13 protein-coding genes and 1 pseudogene are annotated in these 13,703 nt (G+C 60.5%); all 14 read right to left on the bottom strand.

The window, feature by feature from the left end:
* Window positions 1–193: 193 nt before the first annotated feature.
* Window positions 194–544 carry an endonuclease domain-containing protein gene (locus MU846_RS13355; protein WP_246953563.1) on the bottom strand — a complete coding sequence of 117 codons (351 nt, stop codon included), beginning with the start codon at window positions 542–544 and terminating at the stop codon, window positions 194–196.
* A gap of 407 nt (window positions 545–951) precedes the next feature.
* Window positions 952–1,311, bottom strand: coding sequence for a MarR family EPS-associated transcriptional regulator (locus tag MU846_RS13360; protein ID WP_246953565.1), 360 nt, complete (start codon window positions 1,309–1,311; stop codon window positions 952–954).
* 76 nt (window positions 1,312–1,387) lie between these two features.
* Complete coding sequence (rfaH, locus tag MU846_RS13365; protein ID WP_246953567.1) at window positions 1,388–1,957, bottom strand: transcription/translation regulatory transformer protein RfaH; 570 nt, start codon at window positions 1,955–1,957, stop codon at window positions 1,388–1,390.
* A gap of 98 nt (window positions 1,958–2,055) precedes the next feature.
* Entirely contained in the window at window positions 2,056–4,263 is a 2,208-nt protein-coding gene (locus MU846_RS13370; RefSeq protein WP_246953569.1) for a polysaccharide biosynthesis tyrosine autokinase, read from the bottom strand.
* Window positions 4,264–4,275: 12 nt separating this feature from the next.
* A complete protein-coding gene (locus tag MU846_RS13375; protein WP_246953570.1) occupies window positions 4,276–4,704 on the bottom strand; it encodes a low molecular weight protein-tyrosine-phosphatase in 429 nt (142 codons plus the stop codon).
* Window positions 4,704–5,831: a polysaccharide export protein gene (locus MU846_RS13380; protein ID WP_503467112.1), complete on the bottom strand. Its 1,128-nt coding sequence runs from the start codon at window positions 5,829–5,831 to the stop codon at window positions 4,704–4,706. Before MU846_RS13380 ends, MU846_RS13375 begins: the two co-directional genes overlap by 1 nt.
* Window positions 5,832–5,910: 79 nt before the next feature.
* On the bottom strand, window positions 5,911–7,425 hold the full coding sequence (locus MU846_RS13385; RefSeq protein ID WP_246953574.1) for a capsule assembly Wzi family protein: 1,515 nt from the start codon (window positions 7,423–7,425) through the stop codon (window positions 5,911–5,913).
* A 466-nt stretch (window positions 7,426–7,891) separates the two neighbouring features.
* Window positions 7,892–8,182 carry a ComEA family DNA-binding protein gene (locus tag MU846_RS13390; RefSeq protein ID WP_246953575.1) on the bottom strand — a complete coding sequence of 97 codons (291 nt, stop codon included), beginning with the start codon at window positions 8,180–8,182 and terminating at the stop codon, window positions 7,892–7,894.
* 91 nt (window positions 8,183–8,273) lie between these two features.
* Window positions 8,274–8,978 (bottom strand): orotidine-5'-phosphate decarboxylase, encoded by a 705-nt coding sequence (gene pyrF / locus MU846_RS13395; RefSeq protein WP_246953577.1) that lies wholly within the window; start codon window positions 8,976–8,978, stop codon window positions 8,274–8,276.
* A gap of 518 nt (window positions 8,979–9,496) precedes the next feature.
* Window positions 9,497–9,649, bottom strand: a pseudogene (locus tag MU846_RS13400) (transposase); the annotation flags it as partial.
* Between the two features lie 399 nt (window positions 9,650–10,048).
* Window positions 10,049–11,200, bottom strand: a complete 1,152-nt coding sequence (gene lapB, locus MU846_RS13405) for a lipopolysaccharide assembly protein LapB (protein WP_246953578.1) — start codon at window positions 11,198–11,200, stop codon at window positions 10,049–10,051.
* Between the two features lie 3 nt (window positions 11,201–11,203).
* Window positions 11,204–11,449: a hypothetical protein gene (locus MU846_RS13410; protein ID WP_246953580.1), complete on the bottom strand. Its 246-nt coding sequence runs from the start codon at window positions 11,447–11,449 to the stop codon at window positions 11,204–11,206.
* A gap of 8 nt (window positions 11,450–11,457) precedes the next feature.
* Window positions 11,458–11,832, bottom strand: coding sequence for an integration host factor subunit beta (ihfB, locus tag MU846_RS13415; RefSeq protein ID WP_503467111.1), 375 nt, complete (start codon window positions 11,830–11,832; stop codon window positions 11,458–11,460).
* Between the two features lie 64 nt (window positions 11,833–11,896).
* The gene (rpsA, locus tag MU846_RS13420) at window positions 11,897–13,603 is read right to left on the bottom strand and encodes a 30S ribosomal protein S1 (protein ID WP_306799419.1); all 1,707 of its coding nucleotides are present in this window, start codon (window positions 13,601–13,603) and stop codon (window positions 11,897–11,899) included.
* Between the last annotated feature and the right edge of the window lie 100 nt (window positions 13,604–13,703).

Raw genomic sequence — 13,703 nt, forward strand, 5'->3', positions numbered from 1 at the left:
CCCACAGCCAAAGAATCCCGGGCGTTAGTCAGTTTCGTTCCAGATCAAGTGCCGAGTGTATATTTCCCGCCATAATCCCCCCCTCTCCCCAACCCCTTATTCGCTTCGCTCACCCTTCGGGCCAGCCTGCGGCTGTTCTGCGCTTCGCTGGTCCCACAAGGGGAGAGGGGCTAAAGCTTGATGTTATGTTTGTTCAGGGTTCGTTTTTTTGGATAGTTTCCAGGGTGTTCCAGATAGTTTGCAGTACTGCTTCGGTGTTTTGCAGGATGTCGTTGTTCCAGAAGCGGAGTATTTGGAAGCCTTGGCTTTGTAGCCAGCTGTCTCGCTTTTGGTCTGTTGCACTTTCATTGTGTTGGCCGCCGTCGGCTTCGATGATGAGCCGGGCTTTGAAGTTGACGAAATCGACGATGTAACGCCCTATTGGCTGCTGGCGTCTGAATTTTTGCTGGTTGAGGCGGCAGGCTCTCAAGTGACGCCAAAGCAAATGTTCGGCGTCTGTCATATTGGTGCGCAATTCCTTTGCGTAGTCGGCGCGATAATCCATTATCGGGTTCCTCTGTGGGCGATTGCACGGAGCTGAGCAGGGCAACACTCCAGCGCTGAAGTTTTCCCTTGGAAAGCTGTGACGGGCTGCTTCGATTGTGCCGTGCTGAAGCACACCAGTATTCAACATTTTTCCCCTGTAGGGGATGTGGCGCGCGACGTAAGGCTGGGCGCACTACCGGCCCAGAACTGAACGTTATTCTCTGGGAATATTGCGACGGTTACTTTGATTATGCCGTGCTAAAACCCACCGGTGCTGAATATTTTTTCCTATCCGTGATGTGGCTCGCTACATGAGCCCTGGCACGCTACCGCCCCGGGATTGAACGTTATTCCCCGAGAGCGTGGCAGTGCTGCCTTGTGTGGCTTTTGAGGGCTCGGCCGGCCGGTGCTCAAGCCCGGCGGCGCTCAGGATTCCGTAGAACCTTTGATCTCTGCCCGCAAGCGGGCGATTTCGCGCACCAGGGCGTCGTGTTCGGCTTCCTTACGGCGCAGGAAACGCACGGCCATCGCGGTTTTTTCGCGCAGGCCACGAGGGGTCAGCTGATAGATATAGGCGCGCTTGTTATTACTGCGGCGAAAGTTGCCGGCCTTCAGCCAGCCTTTCTCCACCAGTGCGCGCACGCAGTAGTTCACCTTGCCGAGACTTACGCCCAGACGCTCTGCCAGCTCACGCTGGGAGAGCTGCGGCTCTTTCTCAAGCAGGGCCAGCAGGCGGTAGTGAGCTTCGTCGGCGACTCGCTGATTCGGGTCTGTATGTTCAGTCATTGAACAGCAGTATCTCCGATCGATGCGGGGGGCGCCAAGTGCTGACGTTTCAGCTTTGGCGTTGTTGTTTCAGGGGTCACACTCGCCGGGCAACGCTGCGCAGGGGAAAACTCATCCGCTGGGCTGACTGGAGCATTTTCAGCAGGACGAACACACGTTTTTCGCCGTTGAAGCAATCAAAGATGGCTTCGATATTGGCAAACGGGCCTTCAGTGATAAATACCCGGTCGCCGGGGCTGAAGATGGCGCTGGGTGCGGCCGACGGCCGTGCTACGCGATGCTGAATGGCTTCCACAAGTGCGTTACTCACTGGCGGTGGCGTTTCTGTATCGGAGAAGCTGACGATACGCTGCACGCCCCGTGTGGAACGGATCGGTGCCCAGTTGTCGGCAAGATAGGTGAGCTGGATGAACAAATAACCGGGGAACAGGGCTTCGCGCCGTGTGATCAGGCGGCCGCTGTGGCGGGCCTGAATGTCGATCTCCGGCAGGAAGCAGTGAAAGCCCTGATTTTTCAGATGATCCCGTGCCCGCTGTTCTTGCCGTGCCCGTGTTTGCAACAGATACCAGCGCGGTGCTCCCTGCTCTGCTTTGGCGGCGCCTGGTACAACTTCCCGAACTCGCTCGCTGGTTGTTGCGCTTCCCATAATGCCACTCCTTCGCTCTTTCGCATCCCGGCTGATCCCCCAGCCGGCCATCTTTGATGCTCATAGTGCGCCGGGCGCGCCAGCCGCGCCGGCATCTGTTATTTGTACTCGTAAGCGTAATAACTGTATGCGTTACTGGCCTTGCGCTCCACTGCGTTCAGGATACAGCCTTTTATTTGCACGCCGTTGCGCTCGAAGCGATCCAGGGTCTGCTCCACTTCGCGCACAGAGTTGCGGCCGTAACGGGTTACCACCAGGCTGGTGCCGGCGCTGCGGCCGATAATGGCAGCGTCGGTGACGGCCAGGATCGGCGGTGTGTCGATCAGCACCAGATCGTACGCGGCGCTCAGTTGCTCCATCAATTGGCCGAAGCGCGGGTGCATGAGCAGCTCGGCAGGGTTGGGCGGTATCTCGCCACGGCTGATGAAATCGAGCCCTGGCACATCGGTGCGCACGGTGATCTCGTCGATGCTGTGGCGCCCGGCAAGATAGGTAGAAAGCCCTACCGATGGATTTTCGGTGAAATAGCGGTGCAGGTGCCCTTTGCGCATATCGCCGTCGAGCAGCAGCACGCGTTGGCCCACTTGCGCCAGCACCATGGCGAAGTTTGCCGAGACGAAAGATTTGCCTACATCGGGGCTGGGGCCGGAGAACATCAGCACGTTATTGGTGGATTCCAGCATGGCAAAATGCAGGCTGGTGCGCAGGCTGCGCAGGGCCTCGACGGTCAAGTCGCCCGGGTTGGTCTGTGCCAGCAGCTGGTGGATTTTTGGTGCAGTGCCTCGGCGCCGGCTGATGCGGGCCAGCAGGCGTTCGTTCTTTACCTGATCTTCGGAAAGTGGCAGCGTGGCGTAGACGGGGATGCCGTCTTGCTCAAGCTGATCGGGGCTTTCGATGCCACGGTTGAAGGCGGCACGCACGAATACCATGCCGATGGCGGCCATCAGGCCAAGCAATGTCGCCAGCGCGACGATCAGGGGCTTTTTCGGTTTGATCGGCTCGGGCAGTACCTGCGCGTTGTCAATAATCCGTACGTTGCCGACGGTGCCGGCTTTCATGATGCGCAGCTCCTGCACGCGGTTGAGCAGTTGCACGTAGATTTGCTGGTTGAGCTCCACATCGCGCATCAGGCGTAGTATCTGCTGCTGTGTTTCCGGCAGGTTCTTGACCTGCTGATTGAGGCGATCGCGCTCTTGCTCGAAGCTCCTACGTTGCTCCAGCAGGGTGCGATAGGCCGGGTGCTCGCGGGTGTACAGGCGGTTGACTTCGCTCTCGTGAAATTTCAGCTCGTTGAGTTTGGCCTCCAGCTGCACCAGTTGATCGAGCACGGATTTGGTTTCCAGCGAGAGATCCACGGATTCGCTTTCAAGCCGGTAGGCATTGAGCTTTTCCTCGGCATCATTCAGTTCATCGCGAATCTGCGGCACTTGCTCATCGAGAAATTCCAGGCTTTTCTCGGCTTCCGCTGAACGGCGCTGCACATTTTGCATCAGGTAATTGCGAGCTACGGCATCCAGTGTCTGTTGCACACGGGCGGGGTTGATGCCGGTCATGCTCAGGTTGAGGATGCCGGTGTTGCGGCCGCGCTCACCCACACTGAGGCTACTCTGCAATTGCTGCATCACCGCCAGCCGGGACAGCTTGCGCACATCGAAGCGGGTGCCAGGCTCGGCATTCAGCTCAAGCACTTTCAGGCTGATACGGCCGTCGCTGCTATTGAGCAGCTGCCCCTGCTGCCCGGCGAGTACTTCGACATCTTCCAGCAGCAGCCGGAATGCACCTGGCTCATCACCCGTTTCCAACACAAAGGTTTCGCCCAGCAGCCAGTCCGGTACGGTGAACTGCTCTATCCACAGCTGCCGTTCGCTATCGCCCCAACCGGAAAACAGGATCTGGTTATCGCGATCGGACGGGCCGAAAAAGCGGCCAATGATGGGTGCACGCGAAGGCGCTACGCGAATATCGGCGCGCAGCTCGTCGGCCGCGTTGCCGAGCACCATGCGCGAGCGCACGATTTCGATTTCTGTTTGCGCGGAGCTTTCGCCGCCCAGCATTTCGCTAAGGTCGCCAAGCACTGGCAGCCCGGATTGCCGCGCTTCGATCTGTAGCAGCGCGTCGGCGCGGTACACCGGCGTGGCGATGAAGGTGTAGAGCACACCGATGATAAATGCCAGTACGGTGGCGCCGATAATTTGCCCACGATGATCGACCAGCAGCGCCCACAGTCGGGTCAGGTCGATTTCATCCATGCTCTCTTTCATCATTCCAGACCGGCCCCCGGTATTGCGTGTGTTATCTTGTGTCATCCGGCACTCCGGTCAAGCAAGTCGTTTGGCCCAGGCATCTACCGCCTGGGTAATCAGTTTGTACGCGTGATCGTAAACTTCACGATGGCGTTTGTATGGATCAGGCACTTCCTTTTCCCCCAGCCATTTGCCCAACAGCAGCGTTTTGCCACTTGCCTCGGGCGCCAGCGCTGCAACGCGATCCCGCTGCCGGGTTTCCATTACCAGAATCAGATCAGCGGCGCGGCACATTTCTCTGGTCAGCTTGCGTGCCACGTGCGGCGGGCACTCCAGACCATTTTCAAGCGCCACTTCACGCGCCAGCGCATCCATATCGTGATCCACCAGCGCCACCAGCCCCGCCGAAGTAACCTGCTTGCCGGTGGCATTGGCAAGCAGCACTGCTGCGGTGGGGCTGCGGCAGATATTGCCGTCACATACGACCAGAATAGAATCAAACATCAGCGATCAAGCTCACGCTCTGTGCGGGCTCCCATATACAGACCCTGCACGGTGGGCAGCAGCTGGGAAATGAGCCTGTTCCAGCGTGCAACCGGCGCTGCCGTGACATAGACGATATCGCGAGGCGAGAGCACAAATTCATCGGCCAGCACCAATGCAGCTGCGTTCTTCATGTTGAGCTGGTAGAGATCAATGTAGCGCTCGCCGCTCGGCTCTATATCTTCGGCGCGGCGCATCACGAAAACTCCCGAGGCATTGGCTTGCAGTTCGTTGATGCCGCCGCTTTCGGCCAGCGCTTCGGCCAGTGTCAGGCCGTTGCGCCCCATGACCAGGGCATTGGGACGCTCGACCTCGCCCAGCACGAAGACTTTGTTGTCATCGCCACGGCCCACGTGCACAACGTCACCGCTGCGCAGCAGCACGTTGTAGCGGGCATCGCCGCGCTCGTAGATGGCGCGCAACGACAGGATGTAATCCTGGCCGTCACGTGTAAGGATCACCTGCCGCCAGTCGGCATATTCATCCAGCCCGCCTGCGGCGTTGACCGCATCCAGCAGCCGCATGGGGACGTTGGTGACGGGATAGGCACCCGGCTCGCGCACGCTGCCGGAGACATACACCCGCTGGGAGCGAAACGCGGCCACGGACACATCCACCTGCGGGTTCTCGATATAGCGGGAGATGCGTTCGGTGATGAGATCGCGGATCTCGGTCACGCGCAGGCCGGCGACGCTGATGGAACCTACATACGGGTAGAAAATGGTGCCGTCGTTGTGCACCCAGTTACCGGCTTCGGACGGGCTGCGCATGGAGCCGGCAGGAATGGTCAGCTCGGGGTGGTCCCAGACGGTGATATTGAGCACATCACCGGGGCCGACGACGTAGTCATAATGCGTCAGCTCACGCTCCAGCTCCGGTGGCAATTGGGGTTGCGGCGCTTGCTGGGCGGCCACGGGCAGCCCCGGTGTGATCTCGCGCACGCGCACGATATCCGGCAGGCGCTCGCTGTCGCTGCGCTGTTCGCCATTGAACCAGGGGCTGGAAGATGGCTGCGAAATATGCGAGCCCGGCACCAGAGTGCAGCCTGCCAGCCAGCCCAGTGCGCTGACACCGAGCAACAAACGCAGCGCCTGGCGGGGCAAACGGCGCGTGTGTATCGAGGCGGCCGGGCCAGCCGCGCTACGGCGACGCCCGGCGATCAGAGAATCAGTCAAAGCGATACTCCCAGGAAGCCATCAGGGTGCCACGCGACCAGCTGCGCAACACGGTGTCGATTTCCTTATCGGTGTAATAACCCGCAAGCGTAATGCGCCCGCCGAGCAATGGCCGACGATACGATGCGGCATAAATCATGACCTTTTGCGCGTCCGGCAGTTCCAGCACCGGCACTGAGCCGCCGGCTGCCCGGCCACGCATGGTGCCATCGCGATTCAGATGGGCCTGGCTGATGGTCAGGCCCAGATCGCTGCCGTTGCGGAAAAAGTGCATCGCCCCCAAGGTGGTGACCAGGGAATCCCCCTCCCAGGTCGAGGCGATATTACGTCCATTGAAGCGGTAACCTGTCTGATACGTTGAGTGCTCATACGCTACATTCGGGCGGCGCTCGGACCAGCTGCCAGCGGTGGTGTCGGCGTACTCCAGGTATACGCGCTGCTCACCACCCCACCACCGTGTGGCCAGATCGACACCGCTCATAGTCATGAACTTCGAAGGCATGCTCCCCGCTTCGTCTTCGCCAGTCGCTTGAACATAGAGCCCAATAGCCGCGCTGCCCAAGGGGAAACCTAACCTGATGTCTCCACCTCCGAGCTGGTTTCCTGGACCTTCGCCCTGTTCCGCAGTCAGATTATCCTTGCCGCGAATTGAGTCCCAGAGCGACGACCAACTCTGTGGCCGCCCTTCCCCGCCCCACTGCGCGGTACGGCTCAGGCCGATCTCCAGATGCCGCCAGGGGCGAAAGGTGGCGCGGGCGCCGAGCAGGTAGGGGTTGGGCACCACCCGTTCTCCTTCCATGCGGCCGGCAAAGGCGATGATATTCCAGGGGCCGAGCCAGCTCGCCGGGCGCCAGCCGGATGGGCGGGCGCTCTTGCGGTTGATCCAGACGCCAGGCACGGGCCTGGCATTGGTGGACATGACGGTGCTGCTGTGCCAGCCCGGGCCCCACCAACGGTCGATAGCGCCGGCGCCGAGCACCCAGTTGCCGAGGGTGCCGGCCAGGTATGAGCCATCGTAGCGGGCGCGATCACCATCCCGTGGGTCATGGGAATAGCTCCCGGCCAGGCCCACTGCCAGGCCGCCGCCGACCCATTCCAGCCGGGCGGCAATTTCACCTTCTTCGCGCGGGCCACCGGCAAAATCCCGAAACAGCGGCTCGCGGCTGGCGGCGCCGGCGGTCAGGCTCGCTTGCAGGCGCTCCGAGGCATGAAAATCACGTTCAAAACGCAGGTAACGCCAGGCCAGGCTATCGCGGCAGAACGCGGCGGCATCGGGGTTATCCAGCGCGGGGCTGATATCGGCCCACATGACGGGCCAGGTGCTCAGGGGAATATTCAGGCAGCCCTGATCCACCAGCCATTGCAAGCTGTGGCGGGCGCGCATGTCGCCGGGCTCGATCCAGGGGCGTGCGTGAACCAGGCCGGAGGAAGCGAGCAGACCGAGGGCTGCGGCTAGCGCAAGGCTTTTCGAGCGGCGCCGTGGCGCGCTGACTCGACGCGCGTGCAAAGCGGCACCCTCTTCTCCCAAACGGGGGAGCAATTGGAGAAAGCGCGTCAACATCCCTGACAAGTGGCTCCCTGTAGTATGAGAGGGCGCGCAGAGGGTGCCCGATGAGCGGCACCGGGTCAATAGTGCTATCACTTCCTTTACGATTCCCTTGCTCTCGTTTGCGGCGAAAAGCACACAAAGCGCCACTGATCGATACATTAATCAGCACGCTAATCAGCACACCGATCAGCACAATAGCCGCGTTACTTGTCCACTAAATGACAGCCTCGCCCACGGCAGCGGGCCGCTGCGGCCCTCACTATACCGTCTGTGAAGGGTATGCGAATGTGTGACAAAGCACTTTTTGGGAAATCGGATTTGGGTAATACGCATTTTTTGATGCAGGCACAAGGCGAAGGCCAGCGCAGATGTCGGGCAAACGGCCCGGCTGATGCGCCGGGCCGGCTTCGAGCAAGATCAGGGGCTATTCGGTGCGGATGCGGGCGCGATTGCGCTCGATGGTGTTCGCGCCGATGCCACGCACTCTGGCAAGCTCATCGGCGGATTGGTAAGCGCCGTTTTGTTCGCGGTCGGCGACGATCGCCTGGGCGCGCGCCAGCCCGATGCCGGTGAGCGCCTCGGCCAGTTCTTCGGCGCCAGCCTGATTGATATTGACGATGGGGATGGCGTCGATGGCCGGTTCGGCCAGCGCCGGGGTACTCGCCAGACCCAGTGCCAGCAGGCAGGCCCATAACATACCTTTTAAGCTCATCATGATTCACACTCCGTTGTGAAAGTTGCTAACAGGAGTGCTTACCTTAACGGCTGCCGCTGCCGGAGCTTGTCAGCCAATGCCGACAAAACCCTTAAGCGTTTGCTGTCAGGCTTTGTATGATATCGGCTACTGCTGCTGTAGGATTTTTCGCCTGGGTAATTGGCCGGCCGATTACCATGTAATCCACACCCAGTGCTTGGGCTTCGGGGGGCGTGACGATGCGTGTCTGATCGCCGGCATCCGCGCCGGCGGGCCGGATACCCGGCGTGACCAGACAAAACGAGGCGCCGCAGGCCTCGCGCAGCATCCGGGCTTCCTGTGCGGAGCAGACCACACCATCAATACCGCTGCGCTGAGCCAGTTGCGCCAGCCGCAGCACCTGCTCTTGCGGGGTGGCGGTGATGCCGATATCGGCCAGATCGTCCTGCCCCATGCTGGTGAGCACGGTGACGGCGGTGAGCAGAGGCCGGTGTGAGACGCCGGCAAGCGCTTCGGCCGAGGCTTCCAGCATGCGGCGGCCGCCGCTGGCGTGCACATTCACCATCCACACGCCCAGCGCTGCTGCGCTGCGCAGGGCGCCGGCGACGGTGTTGGGAATATCGTGGAATTTCAGGTCCAGAAATACTTCAAAGCCCAGCTTCTGCAATGCCTCGACCACCGCCGGGCCGCTGCGGGTGAACAGCTCCTTGCCTACTTTCACGCGCACCTGGGCGGGATCAAGCTGCTGCGCCATGGCCTGGGCGGCGGCGGCTTCGGGGTAATCCAGGGCGACGATGATCGGGGATGAAGCGGGCATTGAAGTGTTCCTTTTGCGGTCGTGAAGGTTGGCCGAGATGAGCGAGGTGGCTTTTTTTGGTTCATCGTCGATTTCCGTGGAGGCATTTCCGATATCCGTGAAAGCACCAATGGATTGTCCAAAATACCGAGCTTTTTTCGCCCCTCTCCCTTGGTGGGACAAGCGAAGCGCAGAACAGCCACAGGCTGGCCCGAGGGGGCGCGAAGCGCTCTTGCTCCCCTCGCCCCTTGTGGGAGAGGGGTTGGGGGAGAGGGGGCGACGAACTTTCAGCTGTCACGACACCCGTTACATGTTGCACTACTTTCACTTCTCTTCAGTAGAAATTTCTATAAAAATTCCACAGTCAAAAAATCCCGAGCGCTAGCCAGTTTCGTTCTCGCTCAAGTGCCGAGTATATATTACCTGCCATAATCTCCCCCTCTCCCCAACCCCTTATTCGCTTCGCTCACCCTTCGGGCCAGCCTGTGGCTGTTCTGCGCTTCGCTTGTCCCACCAGGGGAGAGGGGCTTAAAAAAGGTTCATCGTTGAATACCGGGGAAGGCGGCACGGATTTTGAGGAAGAAATACTCCTGATCCCGGTAGCCGTAGGCCCTGCGCTTGATCACCTCGATGGTGTTATTGATGCTCTCGACGATGCTGGTGTTTAACGGAGGTCGGCAACCCGATGCCGGCCCAGCCGCCCAGCGTCTCTATCGCCTTCCTGTCCAGTATGGCTCGCTCCAAAACCCATAAAATCTGGGCTTAAGAGTACGAGTCCATCGATAAAGGCTCCACGGAAATCGACGATGAACCTTTTTTGCTGCGCCACTGCGGTGCTTTTTAGCTGCTTAGCTGCTTAGCTGCTTAGCTGCTCGATGCGACGCTTTCCAATTGCGCCGCTGCGGGCGCCTTCCCGTTGCACCCCTGCGGCGCTTTCCGTCCTTTCGGGCGCTTTCTCAAATTGCACCATTGCGGGCGCCCTCCAATTGCGCCCTTGCGGGCGCTTCCGAGCTGCGTCGCTGCCGCGCCTCAACGCGCCCGTTCGGTGCGCTCGGCGCTGGCGGGCGCGGGCGCGGGCGCGGCCGGGTGCATTAGACCACTGTGCTCGGGGCGGGGGCAATGGTCGCCCAGTGCTTGCAGCCGGGGCATTGCCAATGCAGCGCCTGGGCACTGAATCCACATTGACTGCATTGAAAGGCGGTGCGCCGGGCGAGCAGCTGTCGGGTGAGTTGGTGGAGCGTATCCAGATGCTCGCGGGTGCTGCCTTCGGCCTGCCCCAGATTCATTTCGACAATTTCGTGCAGCCCTTGCAGGGATGGCACCTGTTTCATGTACTGCGCCAGAAACAGCGTGGCTTCCTGGGCGCCGGCGCGCTGGCGCAGCACCTGGGCAAGTTTCACCACCAACAGGCTGGAGGGTGCGGTAAGGCAGGCCTCCAGCAGGAAAGAGAGCATGTCGTCTTCGCGCCCCAGCGCCTGATAGCACCGCTCCAGGTCGTCTAGCGCCTGATCCAGAAAAGCCGGGTTCTGCCGGCGGATGCGGCGCAGGGCACGCAGTGCGTTTTCCCATTGCCCGGTACGGATTTCAAGCTGCCCTTGCAGCAGGCTGGCACGCACGCACTGGCCATCCAGCGCCAGAGCGCGGCGCAGCAGGCGGCGCGCCGCTTTCGGCTCGTGTTCCAGCAGACGTTCCGCCAGTTCGCAGCAATATTGCGCCAGCACCGGTGCGATATCGCCCTGCCGTCGCAGCAACCGCTCGCCCATGGCGAGGGCGCTGTGCCAATCGCGCTCCTGCTCGAAAATCGACATCAGGTGCCGCATGGCCGCTGGTGCGTGGCGCCCGCCCCGGTCCACGGTCTGTTGCAACACTTGCTCGGCGCGATCCAGCAGGCCGGCGGCGAGAAAATCAAGGGCCAGCTCCAGTTCCACATCTTCGCGCACGCTCTCGGGCAGGTGCTTGTTATCGAGCATGCGCTGGTGAATCAAGGTAGCGCGATCCAGTTCACCGCGTTTGCGATACAGGCGACCCAGGGCCAAGGGGGTATCGATTTCTTCGGGGCTGCAATCAAGGTTGTCGAGCATGGTGCGCAGCGCTTGATCGGCGGGCTCGCCCAGCCGCATTGGCAGGTGCGAGGGCCGTAACCGGCGCCGGCGCGGGAGGCGGAGCCGATCCAGGCGCCCCAGCAGGAAACCGCTGGCCACCGCCAGAAACAGCAGCGCCAGCAACCACAGGGAGGCCGGCATGACTTAGCCTCCTGGCGGGCGGTGGCGCTTGCGCAGGCTGGCGCCGGCGAGCAGCCCTGCTGCCAGGCCGAGCACGAGCCCGCCGAGCAGGAACAACAGCAGCCACTGGCCCAGAGGCGCACGGGGTTGCCAGGCGGTGACCAGCAGCTCAAGGCTCACCGGTTCGGGGTTACCCAGCAGAAATAACAGACCGGCGAAGCACAGCAGCCCGGCCAGCAGTATCAGAAGGAAGTTGGCCAGCCAGCGCACGGTGGCGCTCAGCGGCCGGCCGCTGAGGCGGCGCGGGTAATGGGTTCGATATCGGCGAGATCGCCCTCACCTGCTGCCTGGCCAGGATTGTCGAGCATGGCCTTGTTGACGCGCTCGCGCAGCTCCTTGCCGGGCTTGAAGTGGGGAACGTACTTGCCTTGCAGTTCGACCGAGGCACCGGTCTTGGGGTTGCGGCCGATACGCGGCGCGCGAAAATGCAGGGAAAAACTGCCAAAACCACGGATTTCGATACGGCCACCGTTGGCCAGGGTGTCCGCCATTTCTTCTATCAGGCCCTTTACCGCCAGCTCCACATCCTTGGGTGAAAGCTGTTTCTGACGGGCGGCAATGCGCTCGATAAGCTCTGACTTGGTCAACGCCATAACATTAGATCCCCTGGGCATCCTGCCCTCGGGCCGCACTGGGTGCGGCCCGGGGAGGAAGCTATTACTGGTCGCTACCTTCCATCTGCGCCTTGATCAGGTCACCGATGGTCTTCGGCGAGGACTCCTGGCGGCTGCTCAGGTCGTCCAGCGCTTCACGCTCATCGGCCATGTCCTTGGCACGGATGGACAGGCTGATGGCGCGGTTCTTGCGATCAACAGCGATGATCTTCGCTTCAACAGTATCGCCCGGCTTGAACACCTGGCTGGCGTCTTCAACACGATCACGGCTGATCTCGTTGGCTTTCAGCGTGCCTTCCACGTTTTCGGCCAGCTCGACCGTCACCACTTTCGCCTCTGCGGCGGTCACGGTGCCCTTGACGATGCTGTTCTTCTCGTTAGCAGCAACATACTGAGCAAACGGATCGTCTGTCAACTGCTTGATTCCAAGGGAAATTCTTTCACGCTCTGCATCCACGGAGAGAATCACGGTATCCAGCTCGTCACCTTTGGAGAATTTGCGCACGGCTTCTTCGCCGGCTTCTTCCCAGGAGATGTCGGACAGGTGAACCAGGCCATCGATGCCGCCTTCCAGACCAATGAAGATACCGAAATCGGTGATCGACTTGATCTTGCCGGAGATGCGGTCGCCCTTGTTGTAGTTGGTTTCAAACGCTTGCCACGGGTTGGCCAGGCACTGTTTGATACCCAGGGAGATACGACGGCGCTCCTGGTCGATATCCAGGATCATCACTTCCACTTCGTCGCCGATGGAGACAACCTTGGACGGATGAATGTTCTTGTTGGTCCAGTCCATTTCGGAGACGTGAACCAGGCCTTCCACACCCTCTTCGATTTCGGCAAAGCAGCCGTAATCGGTCAGGTTGGTGACCTTCGCCTTCACGCGAGTACCTTCCGGGTACTTGCCGACGATATCGTGCCATGGATCTTCGCCCAGCTGCTTGAGGCCCAGCGATACGCGCATTTTCTCGCGGTCGAACTTCAGCACCTTGACGTCGATTTCCTGGCCGACTTCAACGATTTCGCTCGGATGCTTGATGCGCTTCCAGGCCATGTCGGTGATGTGCAACAGGCCGTCGATACCGCCCAGATCAACGAACGCACCGTAATCGGTGAGGTTCTTGACGATACCTTTGACTTCCATGCCTTCTTGCAGGGATTCCAGCAGCTGCTCGCGCTCTGCGCTGTGCTCGGCTTCCATCACCGCACGGCGGGAAACGACCACGTTGTTGCGCTTGGGATCCAGCTTGATGACCTTGAAATCCAGATCCTTGCCTTCCAGGTGCGCTACATCACGGACCGGGCGGATATCCACCAGTGAACCGGGCAGGAACGCACGGATCAGGCCGATATCGACGGTAAAACCACCCTTGACCTTGCCGCTGATCTGGCCTTTGATGACCTCGTCCTTTTCGAATGCCGCTTCCAGATCTGTCCAGATTTCTGCACGCTTGGCTTTTTCGCGGGACAAACGAGTGAAGCCCATGCCGTCGTCGATGGCATCAACAGCCACTTCGACTTCGTCACCTTCGGCGATTTCAAGCTCGCCGGCTTCATTCAGGAATTCTTCGCGCGGGATGATACCTTCGGATTTGAGGCCCGCGTTGACGGTTACCCAGTCGCTGTCGATGGCGACTACGGTGCCGCGGATGATGGAGCCACGTGCAACGTCGAGATCCTGCAGGCTGGCTTCAAAAAGTTCGGCAAAACTTTCGGTCATGTGATTACCTGTGTAAGAGTTTTTGGCCATACCAACCAGCAGGCATGGGCAGCTTCTGTCTGATTGAGCGGAGACCTGACTGGTTTACGTTTGCGGCCTCCGACCAATCACCGCAGTGCTGGAAAAACCA

This window comes from Alcanivorax quisquiliarum (genome assembly GCF_023051175.1).
Taxonomy (GTDB): domain Bacteria; phylum Pseudomonadota; class Gammaproteobacteria; order Pseudomonadales; family Alcanivoracaceae; genus Isoalcanivorax; species Isoalcanivorax quisquiliarum.

Excerpts from the sequence above, each read along its gene's own strand:
- MU846_RS13390 (WP_246953575.1), bottom strand. The coding sequence starts at position 8,182 with ATGATGAGCTTAAAAGGTATGTTATGGGCCTGCCTGCTGGCACTGGGT.
- lapB (WP_246953578.1), bottom strand. The coding sequence starts at position 11,200 with ATGCCGGCCTCCCTGTGGTTGCTGGCGCTGCTGTTTCTGGCGGTGGCC.
- MU846_RS13355 (WP_246953563.1), bottom strand. The coding sequence starts at position 544 with ATGGATTATCGCGCCGACTACGCAAAGGAATTGCGCACCAATATGACA.
- ihfB (WP_503467111.1), bottom strand. The coding sequence starts at position 11,832 with ATGGCGTTGACCAAGTCAGAGCTTATCGAGCGCATTGCCGCCCGTCAG.
- rpsA (WP_306799419.1), bottom strand. The coding sequence starts at position 13,603 with ATGGCCAAAAACTCTTACACAGGTAATCACATGACCGAAAGTTTTGCC.
- pyrF (WP_246953577.1), bottom strand. The coding sequence starts at position 8,978 with ATGCCCGCTTCATCCCCGATCATCGTCGCCCTGGATTACCCCGAAGCC.
- MU846_RS13370 (WP_246953569.1), bottom strand. The coding sequence starts at position 4,263 with ATGACACAAGATAACACACGCAATACCGGGGGCCGGTCTGGAATGATG.
- MU846_RS13360 (WP_246953565.1), bottom strand. The coding sequence starts at position 1,311 with ATGACTGAACATACAGACCCGAATCAGCGAGTCGCCGACGAAGCTCAC.
- rfaH (WP_246953567.1), bottom strand. The coding sequence starts at position 1,957 with ATGGGAAGCGCAACAACCAGCGAGCGAGTTCGGGAAGTTGTACCAGGC.
- MU846_RS13375 (WP_246953570.1), bottom strand. The coding sequence starts at position 4,704 with ATGTTTGATTCTATTCTGGTCGTATGTGACGGCAATATCTGCCGCAGC.